Genomic DNA, 21,644 nt, shown 5'->3' with positions numbered 1-21,644 from the left:
GAGTTTAGGATGGATAAGAAAGTAGTTTACAGTGGGATACAACCCTCAGGTTCGCTTACAATAGGGAACTATATAGGGGCTCTTTCAAACTTTAGTGAGTTGCAAGAAGAGTACAATTGTCTATACTGTATAGTGGATATGCACGCGATAACAATGCCGCAAGAGCCTAAAAATTTGAGGAAAAATACACTGGATATATTGGCGCTGTACTTGGCGTGTGGACTTGATCCTGAAAAATCAATTATATATATTCAATCGCACGTGCCGGAACATGCTGAACTTGGTTGGGTTTTAAATACTATAGCATCCATGGGACAACTTCAAAGAATGACACAGTTTAAAGATAAGTCAAGCAAGAGCAGGGAAGTATTGGCGGGGATATTAAATTATCCGGTGCTTATGGCGGCGGATATCTTGTTGTATCAAAGCGCATACGTGCCGGTTGGAGAAGACCAAAGACAGCATATAGAACTCACAAGAGATCTGGCTCAAAAATTCAACTCAAGATATTCTGATACATTTACAATTCCGGATATGATGACGCCGAAAGTTGGCGCAAGAATAATGTCGCTACAAGACCCGCAATATAAGATGAGTAAATCGGATTCGGATGAAAATGCGTTTATATTGATTTTAGACGATGAAAATGCAATAAGAAGAAAGATAAAACGTGCCGTGACGGACTCGGAAGGAGTTATCAGATACTCTTCGGAACAATCGGGACTTAAGAATTTAATAGACATCTATTCATCTTTTTCAAAACTAAGTGTTGAAGAAATAGTTGAAAAATATAAAGACTTGGGATACGGCAAATTTAAAGAAGATTTAGCCGAAGTTGTGGTAGAAGGGTTAAGACCTGTCAAGGAGAGATTCCACTCCATCAGAAACGATAAAGAATATTTAGAAAAAGTCTACACAGAGGGAGCACAAAAAGCCTCTGCATTGGCGAGAAAGACGCTTAGAAAAGTATATAAGAAAGTTGGATTTATACCAAGATAGATAGAAAAAATTAAGAACTGAGATTTGTAATACGGGTGAGAAGAGAAATAGTGTAGCTTGCCCGTATTTTTTATATTGTAGGGGCGGCACGTGTCTGTGAAATAGATTGTGGTTGATGATGAAATGGACAAATTGAAAATTGTATATAAAGCAATATAGGCCCGCCCGTTATTTTTGGGGGTTGTTTTCGGTTTGAATTTTCTATGTGCTGTTGTTTTTTTACTTCTTGATCTTCTTATTCCGAGGGAGGGCTAAGGGCGTTGTACCCCAGGGCAACCTCTCTTTTTTCCTGTCGGAAAAAATTCACCTCTCGATTCTCCCTCACGCCCTCCCTCGGGCTCCCTCCCCCTACACCCTCAAAACGCTTTTGGGCTGTGTTGGTATTTAGGTTTTTTGGATTTTTAATATTTCATTATACGTTATTATTTTATTTGTTTTATCGTAGGGGCGGCACGTGTCTGTGAAATAGATAATGGGTTTGTTGATGTAATTGACAAATGGGGAAATTATATTATGAAGCTGTGTAGGTCCGCCCGGTTTTTGAAATTTTTATTTGTTATCGGGTGGGCCTATTTTGTTTTAACATTTATATTTTTAATTTTTCTGTTTGTATTTGTGTTTTCTAATTCTTTTAAAAAAGCGTAATGGTTAAAATTTTTTAATTTATTATCATTTTAACTAGAAATAATAATAAATTAAAAGCTAATATATTGACAAAAGCGATAAAGTGTGATATTACATAAATGATAGTAATTATCAAAATATAAAAGGAAGGAGACATTCATTTATAATGAAAAAATTATGGTCAATATTATTAGTTTTTTGTATTTTGTTTTCGTGTTTTAGTCCGAGTGTTGCATTTGCAAATCAGGCTAAACAGGAAAACGATAAAATTGAGAAACTGGTGAAAAAGGGGATCATCCAAGGTGATGAAAAGGGTGATTTAAAGTTTAATCAAGTAATCACCAGAAGTGAACTTGTAAAAATTATAGTTTATTCTTTGGGATTGGAAGATTTAGCGAAGAATTTGCAATCTCAAAAGGGAAAATTTCCGGATGTCGGCACCGATCATTGGGCGAATGGGGTCATAAATGTTGCAAGCACTGTTAAAATGCCAAATGGTCAGTACCTTATAAATGGTTTTCCTGACGGACAGTTCAAACCGGAGAATAAGATAACTTACCAAGAATTTATAAAAATTTTGGTGGTTGCAACTAAGGTTAATCTATCATCAACTCAAATACAAGATGCTAAATGGCCTGATAGCTATTTCAATTGGGCAAAGGAACTAAAAATCATTGGAGAGGGAACCGGAGTTGAAAATTTAACACCAAGTGCCTATGCAATTAGAAATATAGTGTTTAATGCTCTCTACAATGCTCTTGATAAAATGGAAGAGACTAAATCCAAACTAAAAGAAGAGAGTTTGAGAAAAACAAAAGAAAATTTGAGAAAAGGCAGACGTGAAGACAAAGAAACGACTCCAAAACATACTACTTCCGGAAGTTCAAATGTATGGTTCGGATGGTGGGGTTCTTCAAGTGAAAGCAGCTCTTCAAGCGGAGGAAGTTCTTCAAGTGGAAGCACTCCTTCAAAACCGGTGACACCTGCAAAGGAATTCACAGTTAGCTTTAATGTCAACGGTGGAAGCGGAAGTATGGCGAGTGTTAAAGTTGAAAAAGGAAAAGAATATACACTTCCTGCTAATACATTTAAACCGGCAGACGGAAAAGAATTTAAAGCTTGGGAAGTTGACGGAACTGAAAAGCAAGTTGGAGATAAGATAAGCATAAATAAAGATATTGAAGTAAAGGCTCTTTGGAAGGAAAAAGAGGATTCTCCATTAACACCTGCAAAGAAATTTACAATTAGCTTTAACTCAAACGGTGGAAGCGGAAGTATGGCAAGTGTGGTAGTTGAAAAGGGAAAAGAATATACACTTCCTGCCAATGCATTTAAACCGGCAGACGGAAAAGAATTTAAAGCTTGGGAAGTTGAGGGAGCGGAAAAGCAAGTTGGAGATAAAATTACAATAAATGGAGATACTATTGTAAAAGCATTGTGGAAAGAAAAAGCCAAACCACAACCAGAACCGGATCCAAGTCCACAGCCTGCACCAACACCAAGTCCGGATAAAGGGAAATCTTATAAAATTGAGTTAGATAATTCAAAAGTTATGTTCCAAATAAAAATTGACGGACAAGATGCTGAAGAATTTGAGGCTAAAAAAGGACAAAAAATTAACTTGACTTATTTCTTAATGGGAGAAGTAGGCAAAGGTAAAGAGTTTGACAAGTTTGTTTTACTAAAGGGAAATGCTGAAATTAAAAATGCGACAAGTAAGACAGAAGCGTTCTTTATTATGCCTGGAGAAGATGTAAAAATTGGTGCAGAAGTAAGAGAAAAAGGTAGTAAACCAAGTCCGGAGCCAAGTCCAAGTCCACAACCAGAGCCACAACCAGAACCGGCACCTCAGCCTGAACCACAACCAGAACCAGGTGAAGACGTAGAGTTAGGCGAAACTGTCTATATAAACGGCGGCATAGATCCCAACACTAACAAAAATTTAGAAATCCGAATCAACCAAAAATTTTCTGATGTTGACAAGGTTAAAGATGCCATTCTAAATTTTGAAGCAGGAGAGGGCATGGAAGTAGCTGCTTGGCAAATAGAAAAGACGGGCAAAACTTATACGACGGAAGAACTATTAAACCTAAAGGTTACAAAAGATATGGTTGCGTTAGATGAGTGGGATGATGATTATGTAATGAATCTTAATCCACAGTTTAAAGCAAAGGGACAAAAAGCAGATAAGGCGACATTAGAAACTAAAGTTGAAAGCGCTAAAAGTCTGGATTTAAGTGGATACACATCAGATAGTGCAAATAGACTAGAAGAAACAATTAAAAGAGCGGAAAAAATTCTTAAGCTTGAGAATCCTGCAATTACAGAAATAAGTGTAGAGCTCTTTAACTTGGAACAATTTGAAAAATCTTTAATAAGTAAAGACAATAAACATACAATAAGCTTCACTTCGACAGAAATGAATCCATATACCTATTGCCTATATGGAAGGGACGATTATATAGAAAAGTGGAAGGATGCTTCCTATGAGATAAATGACGACAAAAAATCCAATGTTGAGTATTCAGGAGGTCCTGCTGGAGAATATAGAACGGCTCACTATAAAGAAATGTCCTTTATGAGAGGGACTACACTAGATGTAAGCCCCGAAAGTTCTATCTATATTAGGGTAGCTTTGAATACTGGAGATGGGAAAACTTTAAAACAAATTCTGGTAAATAATGAACCAATAGTATTTGAAGGGGAAAAAGATCCGATAACTGGCATAGCAGGTTATGAGACTAAACCTATTAAAATTAAAATAGATAAGGATACTACAATTAAAACTATATTTGTAGATGAACAGGAAGAAGAAGTAAAACAGTCTGTGCCGATGAAAGTATTTATATTTTCAGTTGACCAAGAAAATGTTCAGGACGAGTTTATGACGGATCAACCCTTGTCTAATCTAAATGAAAGCATGAAAGAGACATTGACAAAGTTGGCGAATAAACCGGGATTTAAGTATTTCTATATCTATAGAGAACCTATATCTTCTTCCACAAGAAATGACACAATTATTGGAAATTTGGAAAAATTATTAGCTTATAGCTTGAAAGAATCTGATGAATTTGATGAAGATCAATATAAAGGTCAAGTCTATATTTATGCCAGCATAGATCCAAATTATGTAGATGAAAATTAGCCGGAAGAACCAGAGGTAGTAGATGAAAATGCTATTGATGCCAAAGTTCTTATTTATGATTGGAATAGTGTAAAAAATAAAACAAGCTATCATTTGACTCAGGAAAACTTCAAAACGGGTCAAAAATATGCCTTATTAAACCAAGAGATGTTAGATAAACTAAAAGAAATATCTCAAACACCTGGTTTTAGATATTTCTATATTGCAAGAGAGAAGACAAATGAGACTCAGGAGCATAATGATGTTTTATTCAATAAGACGGCAAATAGTTATCAAGAACTTTTAGATTATGTATCTAGGGAGTCTGATCAGTATAATGCAACAGAATACAAGGTTCAGATTTATATCTATGCCAGTATAGGAAATCCGGGCGAAGGTAGCAGCAAGCCTGTGGATGAAAATTCAAATTCAGAATCTAAAACATATAAAATTGAAACTGAGGGTTCAATTACCTTTGGTAAAAATGAATGGTTAGATGAAGGTATTTCAGGTTCTAAAATCTATGTAGAAGCAGTTAATTTTGGAAAAACTAAGCACAAGTTGAAAATAACTGCAAAGGGTAAAACTGTAGAAGTTAAGACAGACGGACAAGGCAAGACTTACTTTATTATGCCGGCAAGTGATGTCTTAATTGAAGCTGTAAAAGTAGTAAATGAGAAGACAAGATAAAAACAAATAAGATTACCAACCTTCAATAATTGGAGGTTGGTTTAAACTAAGTATAGAATTATAAAATAATATTTTATAAAAGTGAAATACTACACTCGAAGGGAGAAGTATGAAAAGTATATCAAAAAGAGCTTTAAGCTTTATTTTAGCACTTGTTTTATTTTTGGGGACTATTCCATATTCAGTTATGGCAAAGAGCCCTGAAAGCGAAGGCTCAAGTAATTCAATTAAAGAAAATTATCCTCTAGTAGAGGCATTTTTAGACGGAAAGGTAGATACTGCAAAAGATATACAGAGAAGAGTATATATACTAGAATTTGAAAAGGGCAAGAGGGATACTATAATAGCAAAACTTAATCAAATTGAAGGATTAAAGATAAAATATAGTTATAATTCTCTTTTCGATGGTGTATCTGTAGAAATATCTACTGATACACTTGAAAAAGTAAAAGAAATTGATGGAATAAAAAACATCCAAGAAAATGGGACTTTTGTACCGCAAAATTTAAATGCAAGAGATATGACAAAGGTAAATGAGGCGGTAAAATATGCAGAAGAAGTTAGGGATGAAAAACTTGACGGTCGTGGAACGGTAGTTGCGGTAATAGACTCTGGCATGGATATTAATCATCCTGCAATGAAAATAGACGATGATGCGAAACCCTTTGTGAAAATAAAAGAAAATAAAATACAAAAGGGATTTACATTAAAAGTACCCCATGGTTTTAATTATCTCGGGGGATCCTTTGATTTAATGGAAAGAACTCCAAGAGCTCACGGGATGCACGTATCTGGTATTGTGGCTGCTAATTCAGAAGATTTTAAAGGAGTAGCACCAAATGCACAATTATTTATGTATAGAATATTTTCAGATAGAACCTTCCCAATTAAGGATAAAGAAGGAGAATGGACACAGGATTATGCACAATTCGAATATGGTGGCGACGATGCAGTCTACCATGCTATGGAAGATGCTGTAAACAATGGAGCCGATGTCATCAGTATGTCCATAGGTCAGGCAGGAAATGGCTATGTGGGAGATATTTATTACAAAGCCGTTAGAAATGCAGCAGAAAAGGGCGTTGTCGTCGTATCGGCTATTGGAAATTACAGTTCATCGGCATCAGGAGACACTTATGGTTTTTATCCAGATAATAATGCTAAATTGATCGACAACTCTGCTATGACATATATTGCATCTGTTGGCGAAGGACTTTCAGTTGGTTCTACAACTAATAATAAAGTTCCACTAGATACTGTAAAAATTGGCGGTACAGATTTCCATCATAAATACATGGGAAGTGATGAAGACAATAAGAAATTTACAAAAAATCAGGAGTATGAATTTGTCTTTGTCGGCAATGGCAGAAAAACAGCCGTAAAGGATCTCGATTTAAATGGAAAGGTTGCTGTTGGTCTTAGAGGTGGCGGAACTATATATGATAAGTTTGAAAATGCAGCAGAAAAGGGAGCAGTAGGATATATTCTTATAAATGCACCTATATATTATAGTAGAGATCACTACAAACAATATCCGATAATGGATTATGATACAGACAAGCTGACAATAGATAGAATCAATACATCTAAAATGTGGATTACGAGTATTGACGGCACGCAAGGAGATATCCTTAGGGAAATGATAAAAAAATCTCCGAAACAAAAAGTCGAATTTAAAGAGGAAAAAACACTGGTATCTATTAACAAAGATACAAAGATATCAGGTTTCTCGGGTTGGGGACCTAATGCAGAATTAGAACTAAAACCGGAAATAGTAGCACCGGGTGAAAATGTCTATTCAACCTACCACAATGGGAAATACGGACTAATGTCAGGGACATCAATGTCAACACCTCATATTTCGGGAATTTCAGCAATTCTTAAAAATAAGGTAACAGAACTTATAAATAGTGGAGCTAATTATGAGGGAGGCAGGGTAAAACTAAACAAGATTCTACTGATGAATACTGCAGAGCCTCTTATGGACACAGCAAACTCCAGCACGGAATCCTCTCCTCGTAGACAGGGTGCGGGCATGGTAAATGCCTATGATGCACTAAGGACCAATGTTTTAGTTACGCACAATGATAAAGGCGCTGTTGAACTAAAGGAGATTCAAAAAAACACTGTACAATTTAACTTAAAAATTAAAAACTATTCCAATGAAGCTCAAAAATTTCAAGTGAACTTTGGACCTGTGCTTGGAGAAACAGTAAAAGAGATGTCAAAGCCTAATATGGCAGATTCGGCGAGAAAATATAAAGATTTTGAAGATGAATTTGAGAACCATACTATTTATGAAACACGTTCAAAGGCAATAGTAGATGCAAGTATAAACTCAAATATGGAATATGTAGAGTTAAAGCCTAAGGAAGAAAAAAATATAACTGTAACATTAAATACAGGAAAATCAAAGGATGAATTTGTAGAAGGCTTTATCTATCTCGATGCCGAAAATCCAGAAAAACAACCAGGATTATCAATTCCTTACTTTGGATATAAGGGCGATTGGAATGCAGGTAAAATCATCGATTCGCCAGCATGGGAAGCAGATTCCATTTATAAATTAACGACAGTAATCGCTACAAAGGAAGCACATCACGATGATTCACAAGGTTTCATTGAGCTTGGAAAAGATGAGAATGGGAATATAGATCCTAGTAAAATTGCTTTTTCAAATAAAGGGATAAGAGCATGGGACGGAGTAGCCGCAAGGATCATTCCGTTAAGAGAAGCTAGAGATTTAGAAGTTGCAATAGTTGATAAAGATAAGAAACATGTGAGGACATTGTCCACATCTAAATATTTCAGAAAGTTTTTTGGACATTTTCCACTAGAAAATAAATGGCAATATGATAATAAATTCTTAGCACCAAATCCACTTTTACAATGGGATGGCGAGGTATATGTAAGTAGAGATGGTCAATCTGAAGATGAAGAAGCATATCCGGGAATAATGACTCCTGCCGATGAAGGGCAATACTATTTTAGAATAAGGGCTCGTGTTAAGGAAAATGCACCTTATCAAGAGTTATATATGCCTGTTAGAATTGACAATACAGGTCCTAAGATGACAATGATGCCAACCTTTGGATCAAATACAGCTAGCTTTAAAATCAACGACGAACATGGACTTGCTTTTGTTGGAGCAAGTATAGATGGAAAAATAATTCCAGTTCAAAAGATTAGTGATGATGAATATAAAATTGAAAATCTAGACGAGCATATCAATAATTTAACTAGATCTACACTGCGCATAGAGGCAATGGATACTGCAGGAAATATTATGGAAGACTACAATGTAGACTTAAATAAAAATGTTGCAGAAAGTACAGAAGAAAGCACATCGGGTTCTCATAAAGCAGATACAAGGCCAGGTGCTTTAGTCTATACGGAGCTTGACGATGATACTGAAGCTGAGCTTAGACCAGAATTATCAAAAATAATGTATAATTGGCGTGAAGTAAATTTAAGTATAGAAGATATATCAAAAAGCGAAGATAAAATTTATTTTAATACAGAGTTTTTCAACATGCCTGAGGGTACTAAAGACTATAGAATGAGATTGACATCTTATAATTATGGCAAAAATGGATATAATCCAATGACAGATATTTCAGATTTGGGAACAGGCGGAAGAGTTCCAAGTCAGCATCTTGAAATTCAAGAAGGATTTAATATTATAAATGTCACTGTCTATAAGAAAGATAATCCTGATGAGATTTTATATAGTAGGGGACATATTATACTACTAGATAGTGAAGCACCAGAATTTAAAATAGACAAGTCAAGAATTGGAAGAGACGATTCAAATATTTTTGACTCTAATGAGTATATATTTACAAATTCAGACACTATCACTATAAAGGGTACGGTAAGGGATTCTAATGACAATTGGTCTATGTATATTAATGGAGATAATGTAGCAAGTGCAAATTTACCAGGTATGATGGGAGATAATGAGGCGGAATTCAATCGTGAAATATCTGTAAAAGATGGCGACTTAATAACATTATATGCAGAGGATAGACATCACAACAAGACTGAGAATTTAAAATATAGAGTTGCCTTTGATAATGTTCTTCCGACAATAAATGTCAAGAATCAAACATTTAATGGCAGTGATGTACTCGATATTGAAATCAAAGACGATAGAAGTATAGCAGATGAGGCAAAGATTATCCTTGTAAATGGTAAGCCTTACGAAAGTGGAAGCCAGCTTTCAAAATATGGAGATGAATATATCATCCAAGTAATAGCTACCGACAGAGCGGGAAATACTTCTGAAAAGATTATTGACGCAAGCAAAAAAGAAGATAAGGAAGTTCAATTCCCTGAAATACCAGCGAAAAAAGAAGCCTTTGATTTTAGTGACTTGACCGATGCAAATGCCATCCTTCAACTTCCAAAAGGTTATAGCGCCGAAGTTTTAGAGAAAGCAAAAATTGAACAAGTAGAAGGAAATAAGCAAGTAGCAAAGGTTAAAATAAGAATAAAGAATGAAGAAAACATCTATAAGACAAGAGAATATACACTTCCTATTAAACAAGCTATTTATGAGGAAGTAGAAGGAGTTGCTTCTGGAATTAAGACAGAAGAAAATTTAAAGGCTAAAAAACGTCCAGGTCGTTATGGCGAAAAAACTTTGGATATAGTACTTAAAAAAGACAAGTTTTTAGCAGAAGAATTAAGAGGAATAGATGTATTATTTGATTTACCTGAAGGAGTAAGTGCAAAACTTGTAGAGCCAATTGATGCAAATAAAGTGGGTAAAACTCTTGTAAAAGTTGAATTTACAAAAGACGGAAACACTTATAGACAAGAATATAATATTGAAATTCTTCCAATTCCTGATGCGAAATTGATCAAACTAAATGTCAATGAGGAAGAATTAAACAATATAGCCAATTTATTTGAAATACCTGAGGGAATAAAGGTTTCCTTAAAGAGCAGTGAAAATGAAGGACCGAACAAGAAGAAAATAATAGTTACAATAAGTGATAGCTACGGAAATAAAGTAGAAAAAGAGTATACTCTTAATATTTTAAAAACGCCTTCGACACCTACGGAAAAACCAAGCACTCCAATAACACCTATCTCAAAAGATGAAAAATTAGATAGTGATAGTTATTATTCAGACCACACTTATTCAAGAATGAGTGGATATAGGCAACCTTCAAAGGTAAGTGAAGTAAGAGCAGTTGAGAACAAAAAAACAACTAAAGAAAGTAGCAAGAAGGAGAATATTTCTGTACAATTAACGGATATAGACAATCATTGGGCGAAAGATATTATACTGAAAGCGGTTGAAAGAAAAATTGTAAGTGGTTACCCTGACAATACCTTTAGACCTGACAATCCGGCAACAAGGGCAGAATATGTATCTATTTTGAATAGAGCCTTTGATTTAGATGATGTAGCGGGAGATATCAAGTTTAAAGATGTAAATAAATCTGACTGGTACTATAAGGACGTAAAAAAACTAGTCCTAAATAATATAGTAAAGGGTAGAATGGAAGATGAATTTTCACCTAATAGTAATATAACAAGAGAAGAAGTAATTACTATGATTGTTAGATATCTAAAGATGAAAAATATAGATATCACAGGCAATGCGGCGATTGAGTTTAAAGATGCAGACACGATCTCCGATTGGGCAATAGAAGATATGAAGATAGCATATAGTCTTGGGCTTATAAAAGGCGACGAACAGGGAAGAGTACTTCCTAAAAAGTTGGCAACGAGGGCGGAAATTGTACAGATGATTTACAATTTGGAAGAATCTCTCGAAAAATAAACATCCTTAGAAATCGGATCAATTGATCGCCTATATGGTATATTATTTGGCTCTATGTCAAATATTGGGGAGGCTCATTAATATGAGTCTCTCTTATTATGTAAAAATGCCTGAAGGAGATAGTTCAACTAAACCTGAAATTTACTTCCCTAGCGAAAATTATGTTTTAGAAGGAAAAATTTCCGACGATTCTACCGGATTGTATTTAAAAATAGACAATGTTAATGTGGAATTTTGGAATCTTTTCGGAGAGAGAGGACAGGAAAGAAGATTTAGACATCAAGGAGTATCGAGAGACGGACAAATTCTTTATATTGAATTAAGTGACTATAATAAAGGAGAGACAAAATACGAATTTACAACCAGAATTGATAGTGAAAAACCGACCCTTGAAATTGAAAACATCGATTCTTTAAATGCCGATTCAAATCTTGTAGTTAAAGCAAATGATGAACATTTATGGGAACATAAAGCATTGGTAAATGGCAAGACAGAATATAAACCGGGAGAGTTTAAAGGAATTGGAGAAGAACTTGAGTACCCTTCAGGAACTACTTTTAAGTTGAAAACATATTTAGAAACCGAGACACCGGGAACTAAGACATTTACTGTTGAAATATCTAGAGGTAATTTAAAAGTAGAAAAAGAATTTACAATTAAGGTATTGGAAATTGAAAAACCTGCGCCTATATCTCCGGTAGATCCTAAACCTAATGAAACAGTAGTTAATTGGTATCAAAGACCTGCAATACACTATGGTAAACCTGCTGAAGTTACAGGTAAAGCAACTGCTCATACAACTCCTGTAGTAAAAGTCGAAGATAATAAATCAGACCTGACAAAAGAATTAAAGAATACTTTGTTTAAGGATGTATCTGACATTATTGGGCAAAAGATGCGATAAAATTTGCAGTAGATAAGGGGTATTTCAAAGAAATGGGCGAAAATGAATTTGGTCCTGAGTTGCCAATTAAGAGAGCGGATTTTGTAACAGTACTTGGAAGAATACAAAATGTAGATATTAATAAGTATAAGGAATCTAAATTTGATGATGTAAAATCCGACGCTTACTATGCTCCATATGTAAATTGGGCAGAAGAAAATAAAATTGTAGATGGTGTTGGCAAAAATAAATTTGCGCCGGAAGAAAGTCTTACAAGAGAACAAATGGTAGTTATTATTTCAAAATATCTTAAATTTACAAATAAAGAACTCAACGGTGATAAAGAAGTGAAATTTAAATATATGGACAAAGTTTCTCCATGGGCAAAAGAGGCTGTGTTAGAAATGGCAAAAGCCGGCATTGTAAATGGTATGGAAGATGGAACTTTCAGCCCTAAAACTCCATTTACAAGAGCGCAAGTAGCACAAGTGCTATATAATATCTATAAATAAAAGAATGAACTTTAGGGTTTATTAAACTGATATTATTAACTTGGATACACTATTTTATTAAGTATTTACACAAATTTTATAAGTTTTAAAATTTTGTGTATAGAACCTCTTGATTGGGATAGAGAAGAACTGATCAAGAGGAATTTTATTGCCAGTAAAGAGAAAAAAGAATTTTAGATGATAATATATGTGAAAAAGCAATAAAAATAGGAAGCCACATTATAAAATAATATAAAAACAATTGACAAGCGACATGGTGTCATATACAATCAAAACATGACATGGTGTCATAATAAAAATTCTTATAAATTTATAAAGAAAGGGCAAAAAATGAAGGACACTTTTTTTAATTTGTCAGAAGAGAAAAAACAGTCGATATTAAATGCAATTCGTGAAGAATTTTTGCAAAAACCATTTAATAAAGCTCGAATAGCAAATATAATACAAAAAGCAAATATTCCAAGGGGAAGTTTCTACCAATATTTTGAAAATTTAGAAGAAGCATATTTTTTGATATTAGAAAAATATATAGTGGACTCACACGAATTGTTTGCAAGTTTATTAAAGAAAAACAACTATGACCATGAAAAAGCACTTCAACAATTTGGACGTGAAATAAGCGAAGAAATTTTCAACCCGGAAAACTATAATTTGTATAAATATAAGTATCTCTACTGGACAGAACACTTAGAAAGAGAATATACAAAATATAAGACAAAGGAAATGACAAAATCACTAAAGAGTACAAGGGAAGAAAAAATAATGTTCATAAAGGCAATTGTGCATGAATTGGTTAGGAGAGCATTTAGCGAAAACTGGGATAAAGACACATTTATAGAAAAATATGACATCCAATGCAGTTGGATATTTGGAGGAATTAAAAATGGCAGGACTATTTGAATCAATATTTGATGCACTATATCTAGTTTTAGTGATATCAATAGGAATAAAATTATTATTACTAGAAGATAAAAGTGCAAAAACATTTGGAGTAATGGGGGTAGTTCTAGGACTTGGGGATTCATTCCACTTGGTACCGAGAATTATGGCACACATGACACAAAATGGAATGGAACAATTTGCATCAATACTCTCATGGGGCAAAATGATAACTTCAATAACCATGACGATATTTTATCTACTGTATTATAAACACTACAAAAAAGAGAATCACAAAGAAAACAAAATGCTCGATTGTACAATATATTTTCTTACAATATTAAGAATAATTTTAACAGTACTCCCTCAAAACAAATGGGGAACCAGCGACCCAAACTTAACTTGGAATATCATTAGAAACATACCGTTTACAATTATGGGAATTATATTAATAGCAATATCATATAAAGAAAAAGGACAGTTTAGAAAATACTCAATCTTAATTGCACTGTCATTTATTTTCTATGTACCGGTGGTGCTATTTGCTGATAAATATGCAATTGTTGGAATGTTAATGATGCCAAAGACTGTGGCTTACTTTATGCTCGTGTATGTAGCCTACAAACACTACAAAACACAATTTAAAACAGCAGATATCTTAGAAACAGCACTAATAACATTGATATTTGGGTTGAGTGCAGGAGTATTTTTTAGAGAATTTACAAAAATTTTTGCATTTAAAGGAAAAACAATGCTTTCAGTAATTCATACACACACATTGATTTTGGGGTTTGTATTTGGCATTATACTATATCTTTTGTTGAGCAGAATAAAAAATGTTGACTATAAAAAAATAAAAATGCCGATGAAACTTTGGAATGCAGGATTAGTACTGACAATAGTGATGATGTGGATAAAAGGAATATATCAAGTAATAGGGAAAAATACAGAACTATTTAACCAAAACATGTTCTCGGGAATATCCGGACTAGGTCACATAGCACTTGGGGTTGGAATAGTTTGGATGATGTTGTATATAGTAAAAGAAAGCAAATTACAAATTTTATAAAAAAGCGTGGGAAGCCACGTTTTTTTGCTGCAAAGAATAAAAAACATCAATATAACCAACAATTTCAAAAAATGTAGGGGCGGCACGTGATTACAAGAAAAATAAAGAATCAAAATAAAATCAACAAATAAAAATTATAAATAGTAAAAAAGTATAGGCCCGTCCGCAAATCGACAATAATTTCGACAAACACTGTCTTACAAACACATAAAAGCAAATAAAAAAACTCTCACAAAAACTTTTGTGAGAGCATATAGATGGTGCCGGAGGCGGGACTTGAACCCGCACGGTGTTGCCACCGCCAGATTTTGAGTCTGGTACGTCTGCCAATTCCATCACTCCGGCATATTACCTAATTATTTTACAACACTTTAAGCATTAAATCAAGTCGAAACTATTAGAGTATATTTTATTTTGCAATGACAATTAAATAAAACTCAAAATGGACCTATAATTAGGTTCTTTTTTAATTATCATTGTGAAATTAGTTGTAAATATAATGTATAATAGTTATAAGGATGTGATTTTATGGAAAAAATTTTGATTATAGATGGTTCGTCGCTCTTCTTTAGAGCTTTTTATGCATTGCCGTTGTTAAAAACTAAAAAGGGAATTTATACAAATGCACTGTACGGTTTTATACAGATGGTGGAAAATGCTATCGATAGGATAAAGCCTACTCATGCTGTGGTTTGTTTTGATATGAAAGGTAAGACTTTCCGTTCAGATATATACAAGGATTATAAAGGGACTCGACAAAAGACTCCAAATGAGCTGGAGCAACAGTTTCCAATTGTAAGAGATGTATTAAAATTCATGAACATTATAGTTTTAGAATCTCCGGTATACGAAGCTGATGACATAGCAGGGACGATTTCTAAATTAGCTTCTGAAGTCGGTATGGAATCTGTACTACTTACAGGAGATAAGGACTACTATCAATTGGTCGGCAAGGACACCAGTGTACTTTTGACAAGAAAGGGAATTACTGAAATGGACCTTGTAACGGTTGAGAGCTTACAAGAAAATTATGGCTTAACACCTGATCAATTTATAGATTTAAAAGGACTTATGGGGGATAGTTCGGACAATATTCCGGGAGTTCCGGGGATAGGTGAAAAGACGGGACTTAAGTTGATACACGAATTTGGTACAATTGAGAACCTATATGAGCATATAGATGAAATCACAGCTAAAAAACAAAAGGAAAAATTAGAAGATAATAAGGCTCAAGCTTTTATGTCTAAAAAACTTGGAACAATTGTAAGAAATGTGCCTATAGAAACTGAATTAGATGAACTGAGGTTAAGAGAGTATAATTTAAAGGAGTTATCTGACTTATATAGAGAGTATGAATTCTACACGCTACTAAAGAGATTGCCGGAAGAATTTCAAAAGGCAGAGGTTGTAGAAGTTTCAGAGAGTGTATTTGAAGTAAGAGATATTGATTGTAAAGATTTAATTGAAGAAATTAAAAACGAAAAATCTTTTGCCTTTAGGTTTATAACGGATGGAAAAATTTATGAAGGAATTAAACCTTGCAGATTTGCAATAAAAGTTAAGGAGAAAGCCGTTGTAATATACCAAGGCATAGAAAACTTGACTGAATTCAAAGAGGTTTTTGAATCTGAAGAAATAGAAAAAATAGGCCATGATTTAAAAGAAGATATCATGGTTTTGATGAGTGAGGGAATAAGTATAAATAATTTCACTCATGATACTCAAATAGCTGAATATCTTCTAAATTCAACTAAATCGGATTATGATATTTCAAATATTTCAAGTGAACACTTTGGTGTTGGATATAAAGATGAAGAAGAACTTCTGGGAAAAGGTGTAAAAAAGAAAAAATATTCGCAATTATCTGATGATGATTTAAATAAATATGCAGCTTTTTATTTGAGTGCGGTATATAAACTTAGAGATAGACAAGTTGAGCTACTAAGAGAGCAAGAAATGGAAGAGTTGTATAGAAATGTTGAATTGCCACTGGTTGAAGTATTGGCTTCTATGGAACTTATAGGAATAAAAACCAAGACATCTGTGTTTGATGAAATAGGGGCGGATTTAAACGAGAGAGTAGAAAAACTTGAAAGATTGATATATGAACAAGCCGGAGAAGAATTTAATATAAGCTCACCAAAACAACTTGGAGTTATATTGTTTGAAAAACTTGGTTTTCAAGTTATAAAGAAGACAAAGACAGGCTACTCGACATCAGCAGAAGTTTTGGAAAAGCTGATAGATGAAGGGGAGATAGTCGGCAATATCTTGGAGTATAGAAAATTGACAAAGCTCAAATCCACTTATGTGGATGGACTAAAAGAGATAGTGAACCCCAAAACCGGCAGAATTCACTCCCACTTCAATCAAACCGTTGCAAGCACAGGGCGAATTTCATCACAAGACCCTAATCTTCAAAATATACCTATAAAAACTGAAGAGGGCAGACTTATTAGAAAAGCTTTTTTGGCTTCAGAAGGTTGCTCGCTAGTTGATGCAGACTATTCACAAATCGAACTTAGAGTTTTAGCGTCCATAACAGAAGATGAAAATATGATATCGGCTTTTGAAAATGATGTCGATATTCATAGAAAGACGGCTTCTGAAGTGTTTGAAGTTCCTCTTGAAGAAGTGACTTCACTTATGAGATCACAAGCCAAGGCAGTAAACTTTGGTATAGTTTATGGTATTTCAGATTATGGACTTTCAAGAAATTTAAATATTCCAAGAAAGACGGCGAAAATATATATAGATAACTATTTGGAAAATTTTAAAGGTATTAAAAAATTTATGACGGATGAAGTAGAAGTTGCCAAAGAGAGAGGATATGTCAAAACAATTTTAAACAGAAGAAGATATATTCCGGAGTTATCAGCAAAGAATTTCAATATACGTCAATTTGGGGAGCGTATAGCAATCAATACACCAATACAAGGTTCGGCAGCAGACATTATAAAAATTGCAATGGTCAAAGTTTATCGAACACTTAGGGAAAAAAATATGAATTCAAAATTGATACTTCAAATTCACGATGAATTGATAGTTGATGCAGTTAAAGAGGAGATTGAAGAAGTGAAAGAAATCATGCACCAACTTATGGAAAATGCAGTTGATATGAAGGTGGCGTTGAAAATAGATATGAAAGTTGGAGACAGCCTATATGACACAAAGTAAGGTCATAGTTATAACCGGCTCAATAGCAACGGGGAAAAGTGCCGTTACGGAAATATTAAGAAGGCACGGTTTTAAAGTCATAGATGCAGATGAAATAGCTCATGAAGTTTTGGAAAAAGAATTTATAGCAGAGAAGATTAGAGAGAACTTTGGCGATGAATTTTTGCTAAATGGGAAAGTAAATAGACCGGCTCTTTCGGATTATGTATTTAAGAATAAAGAAAAATTAGAAATCTTAAATAAAATAATGCACAGAGAGATTTTTAAAGAAATAAATGCAAAGATTCAAGAGAGTGAAGACAAAGTGTTGTTTGTGGATATGCCGTTATATTTTGAACTGAAAGATAAGATGCTTGAGTATTCATTTAAAGCTGATGAAGTTTGGTTGGTCTATGTGAAAAAAGATACTCAGATAAAACGGCTTATGAATAGAGACAGCATTTCAAAAGAGATGGCAATTAAGAAGATAAATTCACAAATCAGTGTTGAAACTAAAAAGGTCATGTCAGACATTGTGGTAGAAAATGACGGTTCCATAGCAGAACTTGAAGAAAAATTAGAGAAGTTAATAAAGATGTATGGTCAGGGCTAACAAGGTAGTGTGAGTAAACCTGTACTATACAATAAGACAAATTTACAAATAAGATAACTAAATAATAAAACAAATAGGCTGTTAAATAAATTAACAAACATTAGTTTTATTATAGGATGATAATAGCATTGTAAAAATTAACTTTTTTATCCAAGTGCAGTTGACTTTATGAGTTTTAATTAATATAATGGGAATAATTTAATATTTGCTATAAAAAAGAGGAGTAGCTATCGTAGGATTTTAGAGAGACATCGGCCGGTGTAAGGTGTTATTTGAAAGTAGTGAAGGTTGCTTTTTTGCACTGCTATGCAGCGGTTATAACCGATATATTTTTTGAGCTGATTTATTCAGAAATTAAGGTGGTACCACGGCCCTTCGTCCTTAGAGATGAGGGGTCTTTTTATTATTAAAATTGAGAAGTTTAAAATAGTGCCAAAGGCAGAGTAAGATGGAATATAGGGGGAAAAATGAAAGAGTTATCAAAGAATTATAATCCTAAAGAGTTTGAAGACAGAATATATGACTTTTGGATGTCAAACAATCATTTTAGAGCAGAGGTTGATGAGAATAAAAAGCCTTTTACAATAATGATGCCGCCACCAAATGTAACCGGAAATCTTCACATGGGCCACGCGCTTAACAACACAATACAAGATATTTTAACTCGTACTAAGAGAATGCAGGGTTATTCAGCACTTTGGTTGCCGGGGACCGACCATGCGAGTATTTCTACTGAAGCCAAGGTTGTGCAAAAACTTAGGGATCAGGGCATAGCAAAGGAAGATATTGGCAGAGAAAAATTTTTAGAAGAGACTTGGGATTGGACTTACGAGTATGGCGGAAATATAAAGAACCAACTTAAAAAATTGGGGGTTTCTTGTGATTGGTCAAGAGAGAGATTTACATTAGATGACCAACTTTCTAAGGCTGTTGAAGAAGTTTTTATAAGACTTTATGAAAAAGGACTTATATACAGAGGGGACAGAATTATAAATTGGTGTCCAAATTGTGGAACTTCAATTTCAGATGCAGAGGTTGAACACGTTGATGAACATAGACATATCTACCACTTTAGATATCCTTTAGAAGATGGTTCAGGGAGTATAGAAGTTGCCACAACAAGGCCTGAAACTATTCCAGGAGACCTTGCTGTTGCAGTACACCCTGAAGATGAAAGATATAAGGATTTAGTTGGAAAGAATGTCTTATTGTCAATAATGGACAATAAAGCTATTCCCATAATAGCTGATGAGTATGTGGAAAAAGATTTTGGAACAGGTTGTGTAAAAATAACTCCATCTCACGACCCTAATGACTTTGGTGTAGGGGAAAGACATGGTCTTGGTCAACTTATTGTGTTTGATGAAAAGGCAGTTTTAAATGAAAATGCCGGAAAATATTGTGGTCTTACAACTTCTGAAGCTCGTAAGAAGGTAATAGAAGATTTTGATGCTCTAGGACTATATGTTGGAGCAAAGGAACACGACAGTGCTGTTGGACATTGTGAAAGATGTGGAACGGTTATTGAACCTATGCTTTCAAAACAATGGTTTGTAAAGATGGAACCTCTTGCTAAACCGGCTCTTGAAGCTTACAGAAATGGAGAAGTTGATTTTATTCCGGAGAGATTTGGAAAAGTTTATGAACATTGGCTTGAAAATATAAGAGATTGGAATATTTCAAGACAACTTTGGTGGGGACACAGACTTCCTGTTTACTACTGCAATGAAACTGATGAGATAGTAGTTAGCAGAGAGGATCCAACCGGCAAAGAAGGATATGAAGGAAAGACTTTCAGAAGGGATGAAGATACTCTAGACACTTGGTTCTCATCAGCTCTTTGGCCTTTCTCAACTCTTGGATGGCCGGATAAGACACCTGATCTTGACTACTTCTATCCTACAGATGTACTTGTAACAGGATATGACATAATATTTTTCTGGGTAGTTAGAATGGTATTTTCATCAATCGAACAAATGGGTGAAGTTCCTTTCAAAGATGTATTCTTGACAGGGCTTGTAAGAGATTCGCTTGGACGTAAGATGAGTAAATCTTTGGGGAATGGTATCGACCCACTTGAGTTGATTGCTGATTATGGTGCAGACGCTCTTAGATTCACACTTATTTCAGGCAATACTCCTGGAAATGATTTGCGTTTTTATACTGAAAGAGTTGAAGCAAACAGAAACTTTGCAAATAAACTGTGGAATGCTACAAGATTTGTATTTATGAATTTTGAAGACGGTGATTTTGAATTAGAGCTTGAGAATTTAAGAAATGAAGATAAGTGGATTTTGACTAAGTATATGGAAACTGTTGAGTCTTTGACAACTAAGATTGACAAGTACGAAATAGGACTTGCGGCAAATGATATATATGACTTTATATGGTCTGACTTCTGCGATTGGTACATTGAAATGGTAAAACCAAGATTGTATGGAGAAGATGAAGAGACTAAAAAAGCTGCCAAGGCAACTTTAATCTATGTACTAAAGGGAATTTTAAAATTATTTCACCCATTTATGCCGTATATCACAGAGGAGATTTGGAACCACATTCCAAGCGAAAATGGTGCGTTGATTGTGGAAAGTTGGCCTGTAGTTGAAGAGTCATTGAAGTTTGAAACTGAAAAAAAAGATATTGATTATATCAAAGATATAATCAGACTCATAAGAAACAGACGTCAAGAGATGAATATAGAAAATAAAAATAAATCTCAAACAGTGATTAAAGTTTTAAATCAAGATGCCGGACGTGCTGTTGAAGAAAATAAAGGACATCTGCTGAACTTAGCTTTTTCAGAAAGTGTTTCAGTTGAGGATGAAAGTTTTGAAATGGATTCTGAAAATGTGTCTATAGTTGTTGACGGTGCAGAAATATTTTTACCACTTAACGACTTGGTGGATTACAACAAAGAGTATGAAAGACTTAACAATGAAAGGGAAAAGACTATTTCTGAAATAAAAAGAGCTAGTTCAAAACTGGCAAATGAAAAGTTTGTAAGCAAGGCTCCTGAAAAATTGGTACAAGAAGAAAGAGATAAGTTGGAAAGTTATGAAGCTATTTTAAAAACTCTTGAGGAGAGAATAGCAGAAGTTAAATCTCATATATGATAAGTAAAGGGCAAGTTGAAATACTTGCTTTTTATATGTAATAATTATACTATTATCCTATTAAATCTAGATATATAACCAATCCCTATTGGAGATACTTTTAACCATCTCTTTTGTTAATTTATTTATCGTTTCACACAACCTATCCACTACGTCTGATAATGTGTGGAAAAATTCATTTTTAA

General features: G+C 34.1%; 11 protein-coding genes and 1 tRNA gene. 11 read left to right on the top strand and 1 reads right to left on the bottom strand.

Features of this window, described 5'->3' with window-relative positions; translation table 11 throughout:
- The first annotated feature begins 9 nt into the window (after positions 1-9).
- From trpS to SOR77_RS06470, 8 genes are all read left to right on the top strand, one after another.
- The gene (gene trpS / locus SOR77_RS06505) at positions 10-999 is read left to right on the top strand and encodes a tryptophan--tRNA ligase (RefSeq protein ID WP_320636335.1); all 990 of its coding nucleotides are present in this window, start codon (positions 10-12) and stop codon (positions 997-999) included.
- Positions 1,000-1,789: 790 nt separating this feature from the next.
- Positions 1,790-4,768, top strand: a complete 2,979-nt coding sequence (locus SOR77_RS06500; RefSeq protein ID WP_320636334.1) for an InlB B-repeat-containing protein — start codon at positions 1,790-1,792, stop codon at positions 4,766-4,768.
- A 147-nt stretch (positions 4,769-4,915) separates the two neighbouring features.
- Positions 4,916-5,437, top strand: a complete 522-nt coding sequence (locus SOR77_RS06495; RefSeq protein WP_320636333.1) for a hypothetical protein — start codon at positions 4,916-4,918, stop codon at positions 5,435-5,437.
- A gap of 109 nt (positions 5,438-5,546) precedes the next feature.
- The gene (locus tag SOR77_RS06490) at positions 5,547-11,234 is read left to right on the top strand and encodes a S8 family serine peptidase (RefSeq protein WP_320636332.1); all 5,688 of its coding nucleotides are present in this window, start codon (positions 5,547-5,549) and stop codon (positions 11,232-11,234) included.
- Between the two features lie 82 nt (positions 11,235-11,316).
- Entirely contained in the window at positions 11,317-12,138 is an 822-nt protein-coding gene (locus SOR77_RS06485; RefSeq protein ID WP_320636331.1) for a hypothetical protein, read from the top strand.
- 32 nt (positions 12,139-12,170) lie between these two features.
- Complete coding sequence (locus SOR77_RS06480; RefSeq protein ID WP_320636330.1) at positions 12,171-12,629, top strand: S-layer homology domain-containing protein; 459 nt, start codon at positions 12,171-12,173, stop codon at positions 12,627-12,629.
- Between the two features lie 330 nt (positions 12,630-12,959).
- Positions 12,960-13,529, top strand: coding sequence for a TetR/AcrR family transcriptional regulator (locus SOR77_RS06475; RefSeq protein WP_320636329.1), 570 nt, complete (start codon positions 12,960-12,962; stop codon positions 13,527-13,529).
- On the top strand, positions 13,513-14,577 hold the full coding sequence (locus SOR77_RS06470; protein ID WP_320636328.1) for a DUF2871 domain-containing protein: 1,065 nt from the start codon (positions 13,513-13,515) through the stop codon (positions 14,575-14,577). The genes SOR77_RS06475 and SOR77_RS06470 overlap by 17 nt, the downstream gene beginning before the upstream one ends.
- A gap of 258 nt (positions 14,578-14,835) precedes the next feature.
- On the opposite strand, the gene SOR77_RS06465 is transcribed toward SOR77_RS06470, so the two are convergent.
- Positions 14,836-14,922: transfer RNA gene (locus tag SOR77_RS06465), tRNA-Leu, on the bottom strand.
- A 183-nt stretch (positions 14,923-15,105) separates the two neighbouring features.
- Between SOR77_RS06465 and polA the strand changes: the two genes are divergently transcribed.
- From polA to SOR77_RS06450, 3 genes are all read left to right on the top strand, one after another.
- Positions 15,106-17,754, top strand: coding sequence for a DNA polymerase I (polA, locus tag SOR77_RS06460; protein WP_320636327.1), 2,649 nt, complete (start codon positions 15,106-15,108; stop codon positions 17,752-17,754).
- Positions 17,741-18,346: a dephospho-CoA kinase gene (gene coaE / locus SOR77_RS06455; RefSeq protein WP_320636326.1), complete on the top strand. Its 606-nt coding sequence runs from the start codon at positions 17,741-17,743 to the stop codon at positions 18,344-18,346. Before polA ends, coaE begins: the two co-directional genes overlap by 14 nt.
- 467 nt (positions 18,347-18,813) lie before the next feature.
- Positions 18,814-21,459 (top strand): valine--tRNA ligase, encoded by a 2,646-nt coding sequence (locus SOR77_RS06450; protein ID WP_320636325.1) that lies wholly within the window; start codon positions 18,814-18,816, stop codon positions 21,457-21,459.
- The last annotated feature ends 185 nt before the right edge of the window (positions 21,460-21,644 follow it).

Source organism: Peptoniphilus sp., assembly GCF_034090345.1.
Taxonomy (GTDB): Bacteria; Bacillota; Clostridia; order Tissierellales; family Peptoniphilaceae; genus Peptoniphilus.
The sequence above is the reverse complement of the archived record's forward strand: the minus strand, read 5'-3'. Positions and strand labels throughout refer to the sequence as shown.